Raw genomic sequence first — 18,912 nt, forward strand, 5'->3', positions numbered from 1 at the left:
ACGACTCCCGTCATGCCAACGGCGTAACTTTTTGTGGGCCTTGTGGGCCTTGTGGGCCTTTGTCGGGCCGCCTTCGGATCGGACGCTCGGGATGGCTGTTGGGCGCTGCGCAATCCCGCACTTCGATCAGGCAGCGTCCGGCAGTGCCATCAATGGCGGCCAGGTACACCTCTCCGACGGCTCGACATCGCCGGCCCGGCAGTTACCTGCACCATGGCCGGGCGATGCGGGAGCGGCTGCCGAAGGTCGGGCAGGTGTTTGCCGCCGGGGAAATCGACTACCACATGTTTCAGACGTTGGTGTATCGCACCGATTTGATCACCGACCCGCAGGTGTTGGCGCGGGTGGATGCCGAGCTGGCGCTGCGGGTGCGGGGCTGGCCGTCGATGACCCGGGGCAGCTGGCCGCCGCGATCGATCGGATCGTGGCGGTGGCCGACCCCGATGCGGTGCGCCAGGTGCGGGAGCGGGCCCGCGATCGGGAGGTGTCGATCTGGAATTCCGAGCATGGGCGAGGTGTACGCCCAGTTGTATGCCACCGACGCCCAAGCCCTGGATGCGCGGCTGAACGCCTTGGTGGCCACGGTGTGTGCCGGTGATCCGCGCAGCACAGATCAGCGCCGCGCCGACGCGCTGGGCGCGTTGGCGGCCGGGTCGGATCGGCTGGCCTGCCGCTGCGACGGCCCCGACTGTGCCGCCGAGGGGCGCCGGTGTCGGCGGTGGTGATTCATGTGGTGGCCGAGCAGGCCAGCCTGGAGGGCCGCGGCCAGGCGCCGGCAGCGTTGCTGGGCGGCGACGGGCTGATCCCGGCCGAGCTGGTGGCCGAGTTGGCCAAGACCGCCCGGCTGCAGCCGATCCAGCACCCGGCCGGGCCGGAGCCGGGTTATCGGCCCTCGGTGAAGCTGGCGGCGTTTGTGCGGGCCCGGGATCTGACCTGCCGGGCGCCCGGTTGCGACCGCCCGGCCACCCAGTGCGACCTGGATCACACCATCGCGTTCGCCGACGGTGGGCCCACCCACGCGTCCAACCTCAAATGCCTGTGCCGGCTGCATCATTTGCTGGCCACCTTCTGGGCCTGGCCCGCCCAGCAACTGCCCGACGGCACCGTGATTTGGACGCTGCCGGGTAACCAGACCTACGTCACCACCCCGGGCAGCGCGCTGCTGTTCCCGGCGCTGTGCACCCCCACCGGTGACCCACCTCGACCCGACCCGGCCCGCGCCGACCGTCGCGGGCAGCGCACCGCGATGATGCCGCGCCGGGCCAGCACCCGCACCCAAAACCGCGCCCATTACATAGCCGAACGCCACCGCAACCACCAAGCCCGCCGGATTGCCCAAGCGGCCGTCATCGCCACCGAGACCCACGGCCCACCACCCGATCCCGACGACGACCCGCCGCCCTTCTAGGGGCTGGAGCGACCACGCACCTGCCCGACGACACGGGTATTAGGCAAAGGCACAGGGTCCTGATGTTGTTGTATTTCAATGCGATTCAGCTAAGGCCCGGAGCCCATGGCTCGTCCGGATGGTCGGTTGGGGTGATGTGTATGCCCCTCCTGCTCCATCCCGTTTCCTTGTATCCTCAAGTTTGTCGTTTGGCGCTGTTGCGACAGGAAGGCGTCGATCATGCACGCACTGAGGTTGGTCGGCTTGGCGATATTGACGGCGATCGCTCCAATCGCGGTCCTCATCGGAAGTAGCCCAGCGCATGCCGATACCGATATTGGTCAACCGTGCTCGCCGGAAGGCGCGAAACTCTGGGGGAACCCCGGCCCGATATATTGCGAGCGCACGGCGGACGGGCAACTGCAATGGGTGTCCATTCCTGCTTGGGCATTGTGTGTGGCGTTCTGCGATCGGCCTGGCGGGCCATAGGGGCCCACCAGCGGACCCCCACGGTCCGCCGGCCTGCTAGCCCGGCCATGAGCTCGCGGTGGTTCGGTAGTTCGCGTTGGGCGCACTGCAGAAGTCCGAGGCCGTGCCGGCCAGCAAGACGAAATAGCCCTCTTCGCCGCGGCGGGTGTCGGCGAACGGCGGGTAGGTCCAACCGTTGTTGCACATCGAAGTCGGCGTGCCCGCCGTGGCCTTGCGCCAACCGGACTTGACGCAGGCCTTGAGGGCGTCGACGTCGGAAACGGTGCTCTTGGCGACGACCAGCATCGCGCCTCCCCATTGCCCGTCGGTTCGCCGGTAGGCGCGCGCCCCGAAGCCGGCCCCCGAGCCGGCTGTGTTCTGTTGGCAGCCCAACACCCGCTGCAGCGGCAAGAACACCGACGCCACATCGCGGTCCGCGACAGCGGCTGCGGCCGTGATGAATTGAGCCGCGTCCGAGCCGTCAACCTCCTGGACGGTGGGATTTCCGAAGCTAAACAGCTGCTGTGAGATCCGCTGTCGCAGCGCGGCGTCACCGTCGCCGATGACCGGTCCGCTGCCGCTGGATGTCATCGGGGGCAGCGCGCCGGTGGGTTCCGCGCCCGCGGTGGGCGCGGCGGCCAGCACGGCCAGGGACAAACCGCACGCGGCGACACCGACAACGCGGGCAATGACTCCCATGGCTACCTACCTCCCCGGCGGCATGGGTGGGGCGTCGTTCGGCGCTACCTCGGCACCGATCTTGCGAAATAGTATGTCGGCCTGGTTGCGGTAGTTGCCCTGGTCATCGAAGGCCTCGGGGGCGTAGGTGACCGCGACCGCCACCGCGACCCGTTGCGACGGCAGATAGGCCTCCACCGCGGCGTAACCGGCGAACATGGGATTTTGCAGCAGCCAATGGCCGGATATGACGATCCCGAGACCATAGCTGTAGCCGTCGTTCTGCTCGAAGCAGGTGGGGCAGCCCGGCTGGGCGCGGGTCTTGCCGCGCAGCTCGGTCGACACCATCTTCTTGTACGAATCCGCCGAGAGCAGCCTGCCCGACCCGATCCCCACCGCGGTGGCCTCCATGTCGTAGATGGTGGTGGTTTGGATGGCGCCGCGGGTGATGGTCCACGACGGATTCCAGAAGGTCGATTCCTCGTAAAACGGCACGCCGGCAGGAATTTTCAAGGCCCCTCGGCGCTCGGAGGTGAATGCATGCAAGGCGGGCTCGGGGATGGCGGGGGTATCGGAGTTGGCGGTGGCCGTGAGGCCCAGGGGGGAAAGGACCTTGCGCTGCAGCAGGGTTGGCATGTCTTGGCCGGCGGCCTTCTCCAACGCCAGCCCCAGCAAGAGGTAATTGGTGTGCGCGTAGTTCCAGTTGGTGCCCGGGTCGTAAAGCAGTGGCCGTGAAGAGATTTGATCGAGTAACTCTTGTGTTGTCCACTGCCGGAACGGATTAGCGTAAAGCTCGGCATCAAACGCATCGTTGCCGAGGACGTAGTCGGGGTAGCCGGATGTCATCTGCGCTAGTTGACCCAGCGTGACCCGGTCGGCGTGCGGAAAGTCGGGAAGCCACCTGGACAGCTTGTCGTCCAGGCGCAGCTTTTTTTCGTCGACCAGTTTGAGCAACAGCGTCGCGACATAGGAGATTGCGACCGCGCCGTTGCGAAAGTGCATGGCGGTGGTGGCCGGCACGCCGGTCATCGAGTCGCCGACGGCCCGCGTCACGACCTCCTTGCCGGCCACGGTGACCCGGACCAGCACCGCCCTCAGATGCGCTTGCGTCATGAAGTCACGCACAATCCGGATGACCGCGTCGGCCTTGGCCCCGGTGTTGGTCGGCGACGAAGCCGGCCCGGTGCGGGGTGGGGCGCAGCCGGCCAGCAGCCCGAGAGCCAGGACCGAACACCCGAAGCGCCGCAAGACGGGCATCCGACGGTCCTACCGGAAGGCGGCCAAGCCCGTGAAGGCCTGACCGAGCACCAGCTGATGCATCTCGGGCGTGCCCTCGTAGGTGAGCACCGACTCCAGGTTGACCATGTGCCGGATGACCGGGTACTCCAGCGATATCCCGTTGCCGCCCAGTATTGTTCGAGCGGTCCGGCAGATTTTGAGCGCTTCCCGGGTGTTGTTGAGCTTGCCGAAGCTGACCTGATCGGGGCGCAGGCCCACCCTGTCTTTGAGGCGCCCCAGATGCAACGACAGCAGCTGACCCTTGTGCAGTTCCACGGCCATGTCGACGAGCTTGGCCTGGGTCAGCTGGAAGCCGGCGATCGGACGTCCGAACTGGGTGCGCTGTGTCGCGTAGTCGAGCGCGCACTGCCAGGCCGACCTGGCCGCGCCCATCGCTCCCCAGACGATCCCGTAGCGCGCCTCAGATAGACACGCCAGCGGCGCCCTGAGGCCGGTCGCGTCGGGCAGCATGGCGTCGGCGGGCAGCCGGACACCGTCGAGCACCAGCTCGCTGGTGATCGACGCCCGCAGCGACAGCTTGTGATCGATGGTGTTGGCGGTGAAACCCGGGGTGTCGGTGGGCACGATGAATCCGCGGATTCCGTCGTCGGTGGCGGCCCACACGATCGCCACGTCGGCGACCGAGCCGTTGGTGATCCACATCTTGCCCCCGGTGATCACCCAGTCCGGACCATCGCGTCGCGCCCGGGTTTTCATCGCGGCCGGGTCGGAGCCGACGTCGGGCTCGGTGAGCCCGAAGCAGCCGAGCAGGTCACCGGTGGCCATGCCGGGCAGCCACTGCCGCTTTTGCTCGTCGGAGCCAAAGCTCGCGATGGCGAACATCGCCAGCGAACCCTGTACCGACACCAGCGACCGGATGCCGGAGTCGGCGGCCTCCAGCTCCCGGCAGGCCAGGCCATAGTGCACCGCCGACGCGCCGCCACAGCCGTGGCCGTGCAGCTGCATTCCCAGCAGTCCGAGTTCGCCGAACTGTTTGGCCAAATCGCGCGCGACCGGTAGGTCGCCGTCCTCGAACCACACCGCGACGTGCGGGGTGACGTGTTCGGCGCAGAACCGCCTGACGGTGTCGCGGACGGCGATCTCGTCGCTGGATAGCGACGCGTCCAGTCCCAGCGGGTCGTCGCGGTCAAGGGCGGGTGGTGTCGGGGTGCTCATCACTCAATACTGCCCCGGCCCGGTAGCCTCGCGGCATGCGACCACGGCGCGCGCTGGCGGGGCTGGCCGCCGACGTCGTCGCCGTGCTGGTGTTCTGCGCGGTGGGACGTCGCAGCCACGCCGAAGGACTGAGCGTCACCGGCCTGGCGGCTACGGCATGGCCATTTCTCACCGGCACTGGTATCGGTTGGGTGCTGGCTCGCGGCTGGCGGCGGCCGACCGCCCTCGCCCCCACGGGGGTGATCGTGTGGCTGTGCACCATCGTGGTCGGCATGGTGTTACGCAAGGTCAGTTCGGCGGGTGTGGCCGCGAGTTTCGTCGTGGTCGCGTCCGCGGTCACCGCGGTGCTGCTGCTGGGTTGGCGAGCCGCCGTTGCGCTGATGGCACCGCACCGCACGGACGGCTGAGAAGGCCAAATGTCGTCGGGGTGTTCGCCGACCCCGGGATTTCCGACGTCCGCCTCCGTGCCCGCGAAGTCTCAGTACCGAGCCAGATTTCACGGTCGAGACCCCAACCAACAGGTCAGCGCGGTGCCACCGCGATCGTGATGTTGGCGCAGGTATGGGCCGCGACCTGTCGAGCTACGACCCGGGCCGTGCCGCTACTGCAGCAGCGCTGCGCGTTCCGCACTGAGCGCAGTGGTGCGACGAGGCCCGAGCACCTGGGGTTGTCGGGCTAGCCGATCCACCCGACGTGGCCACCAGAACCAGCGGCCGAGCAGAGTTGCCAGCGCAGGTGTCATGTAAGACCGGACAACGAGGGTGTCGAACAGCAATCCGATCATGATCGTGGTGCCGATTTGGCCGACGACGCGTAGATCGCTGGCCACCATCGAGCCCATGGTGAAGGCAAACACCAGTCCGGCGATGGTGACCACTCGGCCGGTGCCGGCCATGGCTCGGATCATGCCGGTTTTGAGGCCGGCCCCGATTTCTTCTTGGAATCGGGCTATCAAGAGCAGGTTGTAGTCGGATCCGACGGCCAACATGACGATGATGGCCATGGGCAGCACGAGCCAGTGCAGTGGCATATGCAGGATGTGCTGCCAGATGAGGACCGACAATCCGAAGGCTGAGCCCAGCGAAAGGGCGACCGTGCCGACGATGACGGCGGATGCGACCACGCTTCTGGTGATGCCGAGCATGATGATGAAGATCAGGCAAAGCGACGCCACGACGGCGATCATGACGTCATACAGGGTGCCCTCGTGGATGTCTTTGTAGGTGGATGAGGTGCCCGCCAGATAGATGCTGGCAGCCTGTAGCGGGGTTCCTTTCACGGCTTCGTCGGCGGCCTGCATGATGGGGTCGATGTGTGAGATGCCTTCAGCGCTCGCGGGATCACCCCGATGGGTGATGACGAATCGAGCGCAGGTGCCATCGGGGGATAGGAAGAGTTTCAGACCCCGCTGGAAGTCGGGGTTTTGGAAGGCCTCCGGTGGAAGGTAGAACGAGTCGTCGTTGTTGGCGGCGTCGAATGTTCGACCCATGACGGTGGCGTTGCGGGTCATGTCTTCCATTTGAGTGACCAGTCCGGAGAACGCGCTGGTCAGTGTTTGGGCAAGGTCTTTGACGGTTTGCATGGTGGCGATCGTGGGGTCCAGTTGGGCGAGTAGTTGCCGCTGTGTGGTGTCCATGCGTTCGGTGTCGTCGGTGAGGTTGGCAAGGTCCTCGGTGAGCTTGTCGACGTTATCCATGCTGTTCAACAAGGAGCGCATCGACCAGCAGATGGGAATGTCGAAGCAGTGGCGCTCCCAGTACGTGAAACTTCGAAGGGGGCGCCAGAAGTCGTCGAAATCGGCGATTCGATCGCGTAGTTCGTTGGCGTTGTCTCGCATCTGCCTGGTATGAGCGTTCATATCATGGGTGGCATCGGTTAGCTGTCGCGTCAGCTCCTGGGTTCGCTGGGTGATGTCGATCATGCGTTGCAGTTGATCGGTAAGGGTGGATAGATCAGCCACGCGGTCCTTGAGGTTCTGCAGGTTTTCGATGGTCATCGTGCTTTGCATGCCGAGCTGAAACGGGATCGACGAGTGGTCGATCGGAGCCCCCAACGGTCTGGTAATGCTTTGCACCCGCGCGATCCCCGGCGTATGGAAGACGGTTTTGGCGATCCTGTCCAGGATGAGCATGTCGGTCGGGTTACGCAGGTCGTGATCGGCCTCGACCATCAGGACCTCCGGTTCCATGCGGGCTTGCGGAAAGTGACGGTCTGATGCGAGGTAACCGATGTTGGATGGCGCCGCGCTGGGGATGTAGTAGCGCTCGTTGTAGTTGGTCTGGTATTTCGGCAAGGCGAGCAGTCCGATCAGCGCTATCAGCAGGGTGGCGGCCAAGACGGGGCCGGGCCATCGCACGACGACCGTGCCGATCCGGCGCCAACGCCGTTTCGTTGTCGCTCGTTTGGGGTCGAATAGCCCGAATCGGCTGGCAACGGCGATGATCGCGGGCGCCAGCGTCAGAGACGCCAACATCACCGTGACCAAACCGATCGCGCATGGCGATGCGAGGGTATTGAAGTAGGGTAGCCGGGTAAAGCCGAGGCAGTACATGGCGCCGGCGACGGTGAGGCCAGATGCCAGGACCACGTGTGCCGTCCCACCAAACATGGTGTAGTAAGCGGCTTCTCGGTTCTGGCCAGTCGCACGTGCCTCTTGATAGCGTCCGACGAGAAAGATGATGTAGTCCGTCGAAGCCGCGATCGTGAGCGCCACCAACACGTTGACAGTGAATGTAGACAGGCCCATGAGGTCGTTGACGGCAAAAGTGGAGATGATGCCGCGGACCACCAGCAGCTCGAGCCCGACCGTCAGCAGCATGATCAGAGCAGCAGAAAGCGAGCGGTAGGCGATGAACAACATGATCGCGATCACCGCAATGCTGATGCCGGTAATCGTGTGAAGGCTGCGGTCGCCGTATACAACTCGATCGGCGCCGAGTGGACCCGGGCCTGTCACGTAAGCCTTGATCCCCGGCGGCGGTGGCACGCTGTCCACGATGCGTTGCACGGCGGCGACAGACTCGTTGGCCTGCGAGCCGCCCTGATCACCAGTGAGGTTCAGCTGGACGTATGCTGCCTTGCCGTCAGCGCTCTGCGATCCCGCCGCGGTCAGCGGATCGCCCCAGAAGTTCTCAATGTGTTGGACGTGGGTGGTGTCTTGTGACAGCTTGGTCACTAGCACGTCATAGAAGCGGTGCGCCTCATCACCCAGCTTCTCTTGGCCCTCCAGCAGCACCATTGCAGTGGTGTCAGAATCGAATTGCTGAAAGTCCTTGCCGATGCGCTTCATGGCGATCAGTGACGGAGCATCGTGGGGGCCTAACGCCACCGAATGTGTCCTAGCGACCGACTGTAGCTGCGGCGCAACGACGTTCACCACAATAGTCAGCGCCACCCAGAACAGAATGATGGGTAGCGACAACGCATGGATCGTCCGGGCGGCGGCCGACAGGTGCCCGGCTAGACGTTGGCTCCTCACGCGGATTTCACCAGGCAACTGGTGTGCGCGTGGTAAGCATTCACAATGCGCTCCTCGCGGATCACCTCGTTGACGGTGATGCGACAGCCCAGGCTTGCACCGTCACCGCGGGCAACCACGTTGGCGACTACGGCGGTCAAGGTGGTCACGATGGTAAATGACCACGGGACCGCGGCATTGACGACCTCATGCGGCTGGGCATCGGCATCCAGGTAATTGATGCTGGCGACCGTCCCTGGCGGGCCGAAGACCTCGTAGAGAACATGCTTCGGGTTAAACGCGATGATCGGGTCGAGGTTGCCGGTGTCGGGCGCATGTTGATGTGAGCCAAACACCGAGTGCAGCCGCGAGACCGTCACGGCCGCGACAGCCACAACGATGACTATCACCATCGGGATCCACAAGCGTTTGGCAACGCCGAACATTTACCTTCCTGATTCCATCGCTTCAACAAGCCGCCGCGTGAGGACGAACCCTACCGGGGAGACGCCACTCGTTGGGGCAGTTTTGTACACTCCGTTTACATCGTTTACGGCGAGGTCAAAAAATTTCGGTTAATCGTACAGGCTGCCGCTCGGTCATCTATAGTCATCGATCCAGAGCCGCTTCGACCAGCCTGTGGTCGAAGCGGATCAGTTGAACCGGAGGAGTGGAAACATGAGCGGCCCGACGGGAAATTCGATGCCCAGACAGCTCGGCGGCCGGGTGGCCAGGATCGTTACCGGGTAAGGGATCGCCACTCCCAATGTCTGTTATATCCACGTTGCGCGACCGTGCGACCACGACTCCAAGCGACGAAGCCTTTGTGTTCATGGATTACGACACAAAAACCGGCGACCAAATTGACCGAATGACGTGGAGTCAATTATATTCTCGCGTCACCGCCGTGTCTGCGTATCTAATAAGTTATGGCCGGCATGCTGACCGACGAAGGACCGCAGCGATATCAGCTCCGCAAGGTCTGGACTATGTTGCAGGATTTCTAGGAGCACTGTGCGCCGGATGGACGCCGGTTCCGTTACCAGAACCGCTGGGCAGCCTACGCGATAAGCGGACTGGACTGGCTGTACTCGACTGTGCCGCCGACGTCGTGCTGACGACGTCGCAAGCCGAAACGCGGGTCAGGGCCACGATAGCTACACATGGGGCGTCTGTAACGACGCCGGTCATAGCGTTGGATACATTGGACGAGCCATCCGGAGATAACTGTGATCTCGATTCTCAACTATCAGACTGGAGTTCGTATTTGCAGTATACTTCGGGTTCAACGGCCAACCCCCGTGGTGTGGTTTTATCCATGCGTAACGTTACGGAAAATGTCGACCAAATTATCCGTAACTATTTTCGCCATGAGGGCGGCGCGCCGAGGTTGCCCAGCTCGGTCGTTTCGTGGTTGCCGCTTTACCATGACATGGGTTTAATGGTTGGCCTCTTTATTCCGTTGTTTGTCGGATGTCCGGTTATCCTGACGAGCCCAGAGGCATTTATCCGTAAGCCTGCCAGATGGATGCAACTGCTTGCTAAACACCAGGCGCCATTTTCGGCCGCGCCGAACTTCGCATTCGATTTGGCCGTCGCTAAAACTTCCGAAGAGGACATGGCGGGGCTGGATTTAGGCCACGTAAATACAATAATCAACGGCGCGGAGCAGGTGCAGCCAAATACAATAACCAAATTCCTCCGCCGGTTCCGTCCCTACAATTTGATGCCCGCAGCGGTCAAGCCATCATACGGGATGGCTGAAGCGGTGGTTTACCTGGCGACGACGAAGGCGGGATCACCTCCAACGTCAACCGAGTTCGATGCTGATAGCTTGGCTCGAGGCCACGCGGAGCTAAGTACTTCCGAAACTGAGCGTGCAACGCGTTTAATACGCTACCACAGCGACGACAAGGAACCGTTGCTTCGGATTGTCGATCCGGACTCGAATATCGAGCTCGGACCGGGACGTATCGGCGAGATTTGGATTCACGGTAAGAATGTGTCTACCGGATATCACAATGCAGACGACGCGCTCAACCGAGATAAGTTCCAGGCCAGCATCCGGGAGGCCTCCGCGGGAACGCCAAGGTCGCCGTGGCTTCGCACGGGAGACTTGGGATTCATAGTAGGAGATGAGTTCTACATCGTCGGCCGTATGAAAGATCTCATTATCCAAGACGGTGTAAACCATTATCCCGATGATATCGAAACTACGGTCAAGGAGTTTACCGGTGGCCGGGTCGCGGCATTTTCAGTATCCGACGACGGGGTGGAGCATTTGGTCATTGCGGCCGAGGTAAGGACTGAGCATGGGCCCGATAAAGTGACTATTATGGATTTCTCGACGATCAAAAGGCTGGTCGTATCGGCGTTGTCGAAATTACATGGCCTGCATGTAACAGATTTTCTTCTGGTACCGCCCGGGGCGCTACCGAAGACCACCAGCGGAAAGATTAGCCGGGCGGCATGCGCAAAGCAGTACGGAGCAAATAAGTTGCAACGAGTAGCAACGTTCCCATGACAGACGGTTCGGTCACTGCGGATAAGCTTCAAAAATGGTTTCGAGAGTACTTGTCCACGCATATCGAGTGTCATCCAAATGAGGTCAGCCTAGACGTTCCGATTAGAGATTTAGGTTTGAAATCGATTGATGTCTTAGCGATTCCCGGCGACCTCGGTGACAGATTTGGGTTTTGTATTCCCGATTTGGCCGTTTGGGATAATCCTAGCGCTAATGATTTGATTGATAGTCTGTTGAACCAGCGTAGTGCTGACTCGTTAAGAGAGAGTCATGGACACGCCGACAGGAACACGCAGGGTCGGGGCAGCATAAACGAGCCGGTTGCGGTCATCGGAGTGGGCTGTCGATTTCCGGGAGATATTGACGGCCCGGAACGGCTATGGGACTTTCTGACCGAGAAGAAGTGTGCGATAACAGCGTATCCAGATCGTGGGTTCACGAATGCTGGAACTTTCGCGGAGTCCGGAGGCTTTTTAAAGGATGTCGCGGGTTTCGATAATAGATTTTTTGATATCCCGCCGGACGAGGCTCTGCGAATGGATCCGCAACAACGGTTGTTACTGGAGGTCTCTTGGGAAGCGTTAGAGCATGCAGGAATTATTCCTGAGTCATTAAGACTTTCACGTACGGGCGTATTCGTTGGGGTGTCGTCAACTGACTACGTCCGGCTTGTGTCAGCTAGCGCTCAGCAAAAGTCTACTATTTGGGATAACACCGGCGGTTCTTCGAGTATTATTGCCAATAGAATCTCATACTTTCTCGATATTCAGGGTCCGTCCATTGTCATTGACACGGCATGCTCGTCATCCCTGGTCGCCGTGCATCTAGCCTGTCGAAGTCTCAGTACCTGGGACTGCGATATCGCACTTGTCGGTGGGACGAATGTTCTTATTTCACCAGAACCATGGGGTGGGTTTAGGGAAGCGGGCATCTTGTCGCAGACAGGCTGCTGTCACGCGTTCGATAAATCCGCCGACGGGATGGTACGCGGTGAGGGATGCGGAGTTATCGTGCTGCAGCGCCTCAGTGATGCACGCCTTGAGGGCCGGCGGATATTAGCGATTCTGACGGGTTCAGCGGTCAATCAGGACGGTAAGTCCAACGGTATTATGGCGCCAAATCCTAGTGCGCAAATTGGTGTTCTTGAAAATGCATGCAAGAGCGCTCGCGTCGATCCGCTGGAAATCGGCTACGTCGAGGCCCACGGGACCGGAACGTCGTTAGGGGATAGGATCGAGGCGCACGCCTTAGGCATGGTCTTTGGTCGCAAGAGACCGGGATCTGGGCCCCTGATGATCGGGAGCATCAAGCCGAATATCGGCCATCTGGAAGGTGCGGCTGGCATCGCCGGATTGATCAAGGCGGTGTTGATGGTTGAGCGTGGCTCGCTGCTTCCGAGCGGGGGGTTTACGGAGCCAAATCCAGCTATCCCATTCACGGAATTGGGCCTGAGAGTTGTAGACGAACTTCAGGAGTGGCCGGTGGTGGCGGGTCGGCCGCGCCGGGCTGGGGTGTCATCGTTCGGCTTTGGCGGCACCAATGCGCATGTGATTGTCGAGGAAGCTTTTCCGGTTGAGTCGGATGGGGTTTGTGCGGGGGCCGACGGTTCCGGTGGTGGGGTGGTGGCGTGGGTGATTTCGGGGAAGACGGCTTCGGCGTTGGCTGCTCAGGCGGGTCGGTTGGGGCGGTATGTGCGGGCTCGGCCGGCGCTTGATGTTGTTGATGTGGGGTATTCGTTGGTGAGCACGCGGTCGGTGTTTGATCATCGGGCGGTGGTGGTCGGCCAGACTCGCGATGAGTTGCTGGCTGGGTTGGCTGGGGTGGTTGCTGGTCGACCGGAGGCTGGGGTGGTCTGCGGTGTTGGCAAGCCGGCGGGCAAGACGGCTTTTGTGTTTGCCGGTCAGGGCTCGCAGTGGCTGGGTATGGGTAGCGAGCTTTATGCTGCCTACCCGGTTTTCGCCGAGGCCCTCGATGCTGTGGTGGACGAGTTGGACCGGCACCTGCGGTATCCGCTGCGCGATGTGATCTGGGGGCACGACCAAGATCTGTTGAATACCACCGAATTCGCCCAGCCGGCGCTGTTTGCGGTGGAGGTGGCGCTGTATCGGCTGCTCATGTCGTGGGGGGTGCGGCCGGGTTTGGTGCTGGGTCATTCGGTGGGCGAGTTGGCCGCGGCGCACATCGCCGGGGCGCTGTGTTTGCCGGATGCGGCGATGCTGGTGGCCGCGCGTGGACGGTTGATGCAGGCGTTGCCCGCCGGCGGCGCCATGTTTGCGGTGCAGGCCCGTGAAGACGAGGTAGCGCCGATGCTGGGGCACGATGTGAGCATCGCGGCGGTCAATGGTCCGGCTTCGGTGGTGATCTCTGGTGCCCACGATGCGGTGAGCGCGATCGCTGATCGGCTGCGCGGCCAGGGCCGTCGGGTCCACCGGTTGGCGGTCTCGCATGCCTTTCACTCGGCGTTGATGGAGCCGATGATCGCTGAGTTCACAGCCGTTGCGGCCGAACTGTCTGTGGGCTTGCCCACGATCCCGGTCATTTCCAATGTGACCGGGCAGTTGGTGGCCGACGACTTCGCCTCAGCTGATTACTGGGCCCGGCATATCCGGGCGGTGGTGCGGTTTGGCGACAGTGTTCGTAGTGCCCACTGCGCCGGTGCCAGTCGTTTCATCGAAGTCGGGCCCGGTGGCGGCTTGACGTCGTTGATCGAGGCATCGCTGGCCGACGCGCAGATCGTGTCGGTGCCCACGCTGCGCAAAGATCGGCCCGAACCGGTCAGTGTGATGACGGCGGCGGCCCAGGGCTTCGTCTCGGGGATGGGCCTGGATTGGGCCTCGGTGTTTTCCGGGTACCGGCCCAAGCGGGTGGAGTTGCCGACGTATGCCTTCCAGCATCAAAAGTTCTGGCTCGCACCAGCCCCATCGGTCAGCGACCCCACCGCCGCCGGCCAGATCGGGGCTAGCGATGGTGGTGCTGAACTCTTGGCGTCCTCCGGGTTTGCCGCCCGGCTGGCCGGTCGGTCGGCCGACGAGCAACTCGCCGCAGCGATCGAGGTGGTATGTGAGCATGCCGCAGCGGTGCTGGGGCGAGGTGATGCTGCCAGTGTGGATGCCGCTCAAGCGTTCACCGATTCCGGGCTCAACTCGCTTAGCGCAGTCGAGTTGCGTAACCGGCTCAAAGCCGTCACGGGTGCCACGCTATCGGCCACGGCCGTATTCGACTACCCCACGCCCACCGATCTGGCCCGGTATCTCGTTTCACACTTAGACGGTGCCGGCCGCTCCGCCGCTGCGGTCGTGTCGCGTGCGCGGGTACGCACCGGTGAGCCGATTGCGGTGGTGGGAATGGGGTGTCGCTACCCGGGCGGGGTTGTGACGGCGGAGGACTTGTGGCAGTTGGTGGCCTCCGGTCGTGATGTCATCAGTGAATTTCCTGCCGATCGGGGATGGGATGTTGAGGGGCTGTATGACGCTGATCCCGATGTACTGGGCAAGTGCTATACCCGTCAGGGCGGGTTTGTTGATGATGTGGCCAATTTCGATGCCGGGTTTTTTGGCATCTCCCCGGGTGAGGCGTTGGCGATGGATCCCCAACAGCGCCTGCTGTTGGAAATCTCCTGGGAAGCGTTGGAGAACGCCGGTATTGATCCACTAGCGCTGCGCGGTAGCGCCACCGGGGTGTTTGTCGGCATATATGGTGACGGTTACGGCGTAGGTACTTCGCAGGCCCAGTGGTACGCCGATACCGGCCACATCACCAGCGTGGCTTCAGGGCGTATTGCCTACAGCCTCGGGTTGACCGGCCCGGCACTGTCGGTGGATACCGCGTGTTCGTCGTCGCTGGTGGCGCTGCACTTGGCGGCGAATTCGCTGCGTGCCGGTGAATGTGACTTGGCCCTGGCGGGTGGGTCGACGGTGCTGGTTACACCGTCGATTTTTCTCGGGTTTAGTCGTCAGCGGGGGCTTTCGGTGGACGGGCGGTGCAAGGCGTTCGCTGATGCCGCCGACGGGACCGGGTTTTCTGAGGGCGCCGGAGTGCTGGTGATGCAGCGCCTCGGCGATGCCCGCCGTGCCGGTCGGAGGGTCCTGGCGGTGTTGGCAGGATCGGCGGTGAACCAGGACGGCGCCTCCAATGGGCTAACGGCCCCGAGTGGCCCGGCTCAGCAGCAGGTGATTGCGGCGGCGCTCGCGGACGCGGGGATCACCGGCGCAGACGTGGATGTGGTCGAGGCCCACGGCACGGGTACCAGACTGGGCGATCCGATCGAGGCACAAGCGCTGTTGGCCACCTACGGCCAGCACCATACGCCGGATGCACCACTGTGGCTGGGGTCGATCAAATCCAATATCGGGCATTCTCAGGCTGCCGCAGGGGTGGCTGGGGTGATCAAGATGATCGAGGCGATGCGACATCAGATGTTGCCGGCAACACTGCATGTCGATCGGCCTTCTTCGCATGTGGACTGGTCGTCGGGCACGGTTCGACTGCTTACCGAGGCCAAGGAGTGGCCGGTGGTGGCGGGTCGGCTGCGCCGGGCTGGGGTGTCATCGTTTGGTGTGAGTGGCACCAATGCGCATGTGATTGTCGAGGAAGCTTTTCCGGTTGACTCGGATGGGGTTTGTGCGGGGGCCGACGGTTCCGGTGGTGGGGTGGTGGCGTGGGTGATTTCGGGGAAGACGGCTTCGGCGTTGGCTGCTCAGGCGGGTCGGTTGGGGCGGTATGTGCGGGCTCGGCCGGCGCTTGATGTTGTTGATGTGGGGTATTCGTTGGTGAGCACGCGGTCGGTGTTTGATCATCGGGCGGTGGTGATCGGCCAGACTCGCGATGAGTTGCTGGCTGGGTTGGCTGGGGTGGTTGCTGGTCGGCCGGAGGCTGGGGTGGTCTGCGGTGTTGGCAAGCCGGCGGGCAAGACGGCTTTTGTGTTTGCCGGTCAGGGCTCGCAGTGGCTGGGTATGGGTAGCGAGCTTTATGCTGCCTACCCGGTTTTCGCCGAGGCCCTCGATGCTGTGGTGGACGAGTTGGACCGGCACCTGCGGTATCCGCTGCGCGATGTGATCTGGGGGCACGACCAAGATCTGTTGAATACCACCGAATTCGCCCAGCCGGCGCTGTTTGCGGTGGAGGTGGCGCTGTATCGGCTGCTCATGTCGTGGGGGGTGCGGCCGGGTTTGGTGCTGGGTCATTCGGTGGGCGAGTTGGCCGCGGCGCACATCGCCGGGGCGCTGTGTTTGCCGGATGCGGCGATGCTGGTGGCCGCGCGTGGACGGTTGATGCAGGCGTTGCCCGCCGGCGGCGCCATGTTTGCGGTGCAGGCCCGTGAAGACGAGGTAGCGCCGATGCTGGGGCACGATGTGAGCATCGCGGCGGTCAATGGTCCGGCTTCGGTGGTGATCTCTGGTGCCCACGATGCGGTGAGCGCGATCGCTGATCGGCTGCGCGGCCAGGGCCGTCGGGTCCACCGGTTGGCGGTCTCGCATGCCTTTCACTCGGCGTTGATGGAGCCGATGATCGCTGAGTTCACAGCCGTTGCGGCCGAACTGTCTGTGGGCTTGCCCACGATCCCGGTCATTTCCAATGTGACCGGGCAGTTGGTGGCCGACGACTTCGCCTCAGCTGATTACTGGGCCCGGCATATCCGGGCGGTGGTGCGGTTTGGCGACAGTGTTCGTAGTGCCCACTGCGCCGGTGCCAGTCGTTTCATCGAAGTCGGGCCCGGTGGCGGCTTGACGTCGTTGATCGAGGCATCGCTGGCCGACGCGCAGATCGTGTCGGTGCCCACGCTGCGCAAAGATCGGCCCGAACCGGTCAGTGTGATGACGGCGGCGGCCCAGGGCTTCGTCTCGGGGATGGGCCTGGATTGGGCCTCGGTGTTTTCCGGGTACCGGCCCAAGCGGGTGGAGTTGCCGACGTATGCCTTCCAGCATCAAAAGTTCTGGCTCGCACCAGCCCCATCGGTCAGCGACCCCACCGCCGCCGGCCAGATCGGGGCTAGCGATGGTGGTGCTGAACTCTTGGCGTCCTCCGGGTTTGCCGCCCGGCTGGCCGGTCGGTCGGCCGACGAGCAACTCGCCGCAGCGATCGAGGTGGTATGTGAGCATGCCGCAGCGGTGCTGGGGCGCGACGGCGCTGCCGGACTCGACGCTGGCCAGGCGTTTGCCGATTCGGGATTTAATTCCTTGAGTGCCGTGGAGCTACGTAACCGCTTAACAGCCGTCACCGCAGTAACGCTGCCGGCCACCGCGATTTTCGATCACCCCACCCCGACCGAACTAGCCCAGTATCTGATCACCCAAATAGACGGTCACGGCAGCTCCGCCGCCGCAGCGGCAAACCCGGCGGAGCGAATCGATGCGCTCACCGATCTTTTTCTACAAGCTTGCGATGCGGGTCGGGATGCCGATGGTTGGAAGATGGTCGCCCTGGCGTCGAATACGCGCGAGCGCATGAGCTCACCGGTTCGGAACAACGTATCGAAGAACGTCGCACTGCTGGCAGATGGTATCTCCGATGTGGTTGTAATTTGTATCCCAACTCTAACTGTGCTATCGGATCAGCGTGAATATCGAGATATTGCGAATGCGATGACAGGCCGCCATTCGGTTTATTCGCTTACGCTTCCCGGGTTCGATTCGTCTGATGCACTGCCGCAAAACGCGGATATGATTGTTGAAACCGTATCTAACGCAATTATTGATGTGGTAGGCGGCAGCTGCCGTTTTGTGCTGTCGGGCTATTCATCGGGTGGGGTGTTGGCCTATGCCCTCTGCTCCCATCTGTCGGTCAAGCACCAGCGGAATCCCCTCGGAGTCGCACTCATCGATACATATCTGCCTAGTCAGATCGCCAATCCTTCAATGAATGAAGGGTTCAGCCCCAACGATACTGGGAAGGGCCTTTCCCGTGAAGTAATTCGAGTGGCCAGAATGTTGAATCGGTTAACTGCCACCCGACTCACCGCGGCAGCCACCTATGCTGCAATCTTTCAGGCCTGGGAACCAGGTAGATCAATGGCTCCGGTTCTTAACATCGTGGCGAAGGACCGAATAGCTACCGTCGAAAATTTACGCGAAGAACGAATCAACCGGTGGCGAGCTGCTGCTGCAGAGGCGGCCTATTCTGTAGCCGAAGTACCCGGGGATCATTTCGGAATGATGAGCACCTCGAGTGAGGCAATAGCTACCGAAATACATGATTGGATTTCTGGGCTCGTTCGAGGGCCTCATCCGTAGCTTTGCGAATCGGCCCGTGCCACAGCTCGCCGTGACCAGGTGCCAGGATGTTGGTCTCTAGCAAAGCCAGCGCAGCCAGGCTGCGGATACTGTTCTGCTGGCTGTGGCTGAACACCGCGGGCAGTAGCTGTGGCCCGCGGTGACGCAACATCGGATGACCAGTGATCAGCGCATCGCCGCTGGCCAGCACACCGTCGACGACATACGAGCAGTGACCGCTGGTGTGTCCCGGGGTGAAAATCGCCATCGGTTGACCCGGCAGCCCGGCGGCCGCTTCGGCGGTCAGCGGCTGGGCGGTCGGAATGCCGTCGCCGGTCAGGCCGCCGCGGCGAAGCAAGTGAATACCCCAGACCGCCACACGGGGCCGCCAGCTGCGCAGCGCAACATCGAAAACCGAGGCATTCTCCCGGTATTCCCGCTTAGCGTGACCTACCTCCTCGGCGTGGCAGTACACCGGCGTGCTGTGCTCACGAGCAAACCAGATTGCCGAGCCCAGGTGGTCGATGTGCGCGTGGGTGAGCACGATGGCGCGCACGTCACCCGGTGTGTAGCCCAGTTTGTTCAGCGAGGCCAGCACCTCCGCACGGTCGCCGGGATAGCCGGCGTCGATCAGCAGCACGCCGGTGTCGTCGGTGACTAGCACCCAGTTGACCGCGTGGCCGCGAGCGAGGTGAACCTTGTCGGTGATCTGAACAAGCTCCGCCATGCCCGCGAG

10 protein-coding genes and 1 pseudogene are annotated in these 18,912 nt (G+C 62.6%); 5 read left to right on the forward strand and 6 right to left on the reverse strand.

The window, feature by feature from the left end; translation table 11 throughout:
• The first annotated feature begins 224 nt into the window (after positions 1–224).
• Both MCAN_RS23250 and MCAN_RS02060 read left to right on the forward strand, forming a co-directional pair.
• Positions 225–1,408: pseudogene (locus MCAN_RS23250) on the forward strand (DUF222 domain-containing protein).
• Positions 1,409–1,627: 219 nt separating this feature from the next.
• Positions 1,628–1,876 carry a hypothetical protein gene (locus tag MCAN_RS02060; RefSeq protein ID WP_003898430.1) on the forward strand — a complete coding sequence of 83 codons (249 nt, stop codon included), beginning with the start codon at positions 1,628–1,630 and terminating at the stop codon, positions 1,874–1,876.
• Between the two features lie 36 nt (positions 1,877–1,912).
• Here the strand turns inward: MCAN_RS02060 and MCAN_RS02065 are convergent, their stop codons facing one another.
• From MCAN_RS02065 to MCAN_RS02075, 3 genes are read right to left on the reverse strand one after another with little or no spacing between them, the layout of a single operon-like run.
• Positions 1,913–2,554, reverse strand: a complete 642-nt coding sequence (locus tag MCAN_RS02065; protein WP_014000206.1) for a hypothetical protein — start codon at positions 2,552–2,554, stop codon at positions 1,913–1,915.
• Between the two features lie 6 nt (positions 2,555–2,560).
• Entirely contained in the window at positions 2,561–3,790 is a 1,230-nt protein-coding gene (locus MCAN_RS02070; protein ID WP_014000207.1) for a serine hydrolase domain-containing protein, read from the reverse strand.
• Between the two features lie 9 nt (positions 3,791–3,799).
• Entirely contained in the window at positions 3,800–4,987 is a 1,188-nt protein-coding gene (locus MCAN_RS02075; RefSeq protein ID WP_014000208.1) for an acyl-CoA dehydrogenase, read from the reverse strand.
• Positions 4,988–5,022: 35 nt separating this feature from the next.
• Between MCAN_RS02075 and MCAN_RS02080 the strand changes: the two genes are divergently transcribed.
• A complete protein-coding gene (locus tag MCAN_RS02080; protein WP_014000209.1) occupies positions 5,023–5,394 on the forward strand; it encodes a DUF3054 domain-containing protein in 372 nt (123 codons plus the stop codon).
• A 194-nt stretch (positions 5,395–5,588) separates the two neighbouring features.
• Here the strand turns inward: MCAN_RS02080 and mmpL1 are convergent, their stop codons facing one another.
• The gene (gene mmpL1 / locus MCAN_RS02085) at positions 5,589–8,465 is read right to left on the reverse strand and encodes an RND transporter MmpL1 (protein WP_014000210.1); all 2,877 of its coding nucleotides are present in this window, start codon (positions 8,463–8,465) and stop codon (positions 5,589–5,591) included.
• Entirely contained in the window at positions 8,462–8,890 is a 429-nt protein-coding gene (locus MCAN_RS02090) for an MmpS family protein (protein ID WP_014000211.1), read from the reverse strand. Before MCAN_RS02090 ends, mmpL1 begins: the two co-directional genes overlap by 4 nt.
• Positions 8,891–9,210: 320 nt before the next feature.
• On the opposite strand from MCAN_RS02090, the gene fadD30 reads away from it, so the two are divergent.
• Positions 9,211–10,968: a fatty-acid--AMP ligase FAAL30/FadD30 gene (gene fadD30 / locus MCAN_RS02095; protein WP_014000212.1), complete on the forward strand. Its 1,758-nt coding sequence runs from the start codon at positions 9,211–9,213 to the stop codon at positions 10,966–10,968.
• Positions 10,965–18,197, forward strand: coding sequence for a type I polyketide synthase (locus MCAN_RS24025; protein WP_014000213.1), 7,233 nt, complete (start codon positions 10,965–10,967; stop codon positions 18,195–18,197). Before fadD30 ends, MCAN_RS24025 begins: the two co-directional genes overlap by 4 nt.
• On the opposite strand, the gene MCAN_RS02105 is transcribed toward MCAN_RS24025, so the two are convergent.
• Complete coding sequence (locus MCAN_RS02105; protein ID WP_003911199.1) at positions 18,145–18,903, reverse strand: MBL fold metallo-hydrolase; 759 nt, start codon at positions 18,901–18,903, stop codon at positions 18,145–18,147. The genes MCAN_RS24025 and MCAN_RS02105 overlap by 53 nt on opposite strands.
• Positions 18,904–18,912 lie beyond the last annotated feature (9 nt).

Source organism: Mycobacterium canetti CIPT 140010059 (assembly GCF_000253375.1).
Classification (GTDB): domain Bacteria; phylum Actinomycetota; class Actinomycetes; order Mycobacteriales; family Mycobacteriaceae; genus Mycobacterium; species Mycobacterium tuberculosis.

Excerpts from the sequence above, each read along its gene's own strand:
- MCAN_RS02060 (WP_003898430.1), top strand. The coding sequence starts at position 1,628 with ATGCACGCACTGAGGTTGGTCGGCTTGGCGATATTGACGGCGATCGCT.
- MCAN_RS02065 (WP_014000206.1), bottom strand. The coding sequence starts at position 2,554 with ATGGGAGTCATTGCCCGCGTTGTCGGTGTCGCCGCGTGCGGTTTGTCC.
- MCAN_RS02070 (WP_014000207.1), bottom strand. The coding sequence starts at position 3,790 with ATGCCCGTCTTGCGGCGCTTCGGGTGTTCGGTCCTGGCTCTCGGGCTG.
- MCAN_RS02075 (WP_014000208.1), bottom strand. The coding sequence starts at position 4,987 with ATGAGCACCCCGACACCACCCGCCCTTGACCGCGACGACCCGCTGGGA.
- MCAN_RS02080 (WP_014000209.1), top strand. The coding sequence starts at position 5,023 with ATGCGACCACGGCGCGCGCTGGCGGGGCTGGCCGCCGACGTCGTCGCC.
- MCAN_RS02090 (WP_014000211.1), bottom strand. The coding sequence starts at position 8,890 with ATGTTCGGCGTTGCCAAACGCTTGTGGATCCCGATGGTGATAGTCATC.
- fadD30 (WP_014000212.1), top strand. The coding sequence starts at position 9,211 with ATGTCTGTTATATCCACGTTGCGCGACCGTGCGACCACGACTCCAAGC.
- MCAN_RS24025 (WP_014000213.1), top strand. The coding sequence starts at position 10,965 with ATGACAGACGGTTCGGTCACTGCGGATAAGCTTCAAAAATGGTTTCGA.
- MCAN_RS02105 (WP_003911199.1), bottom strand. The coding sequence starts at position 18,903 with ATGGCGGAGCTTGTTCAGATCACCGACAAGGTTCACCTCGCTCGCGGC.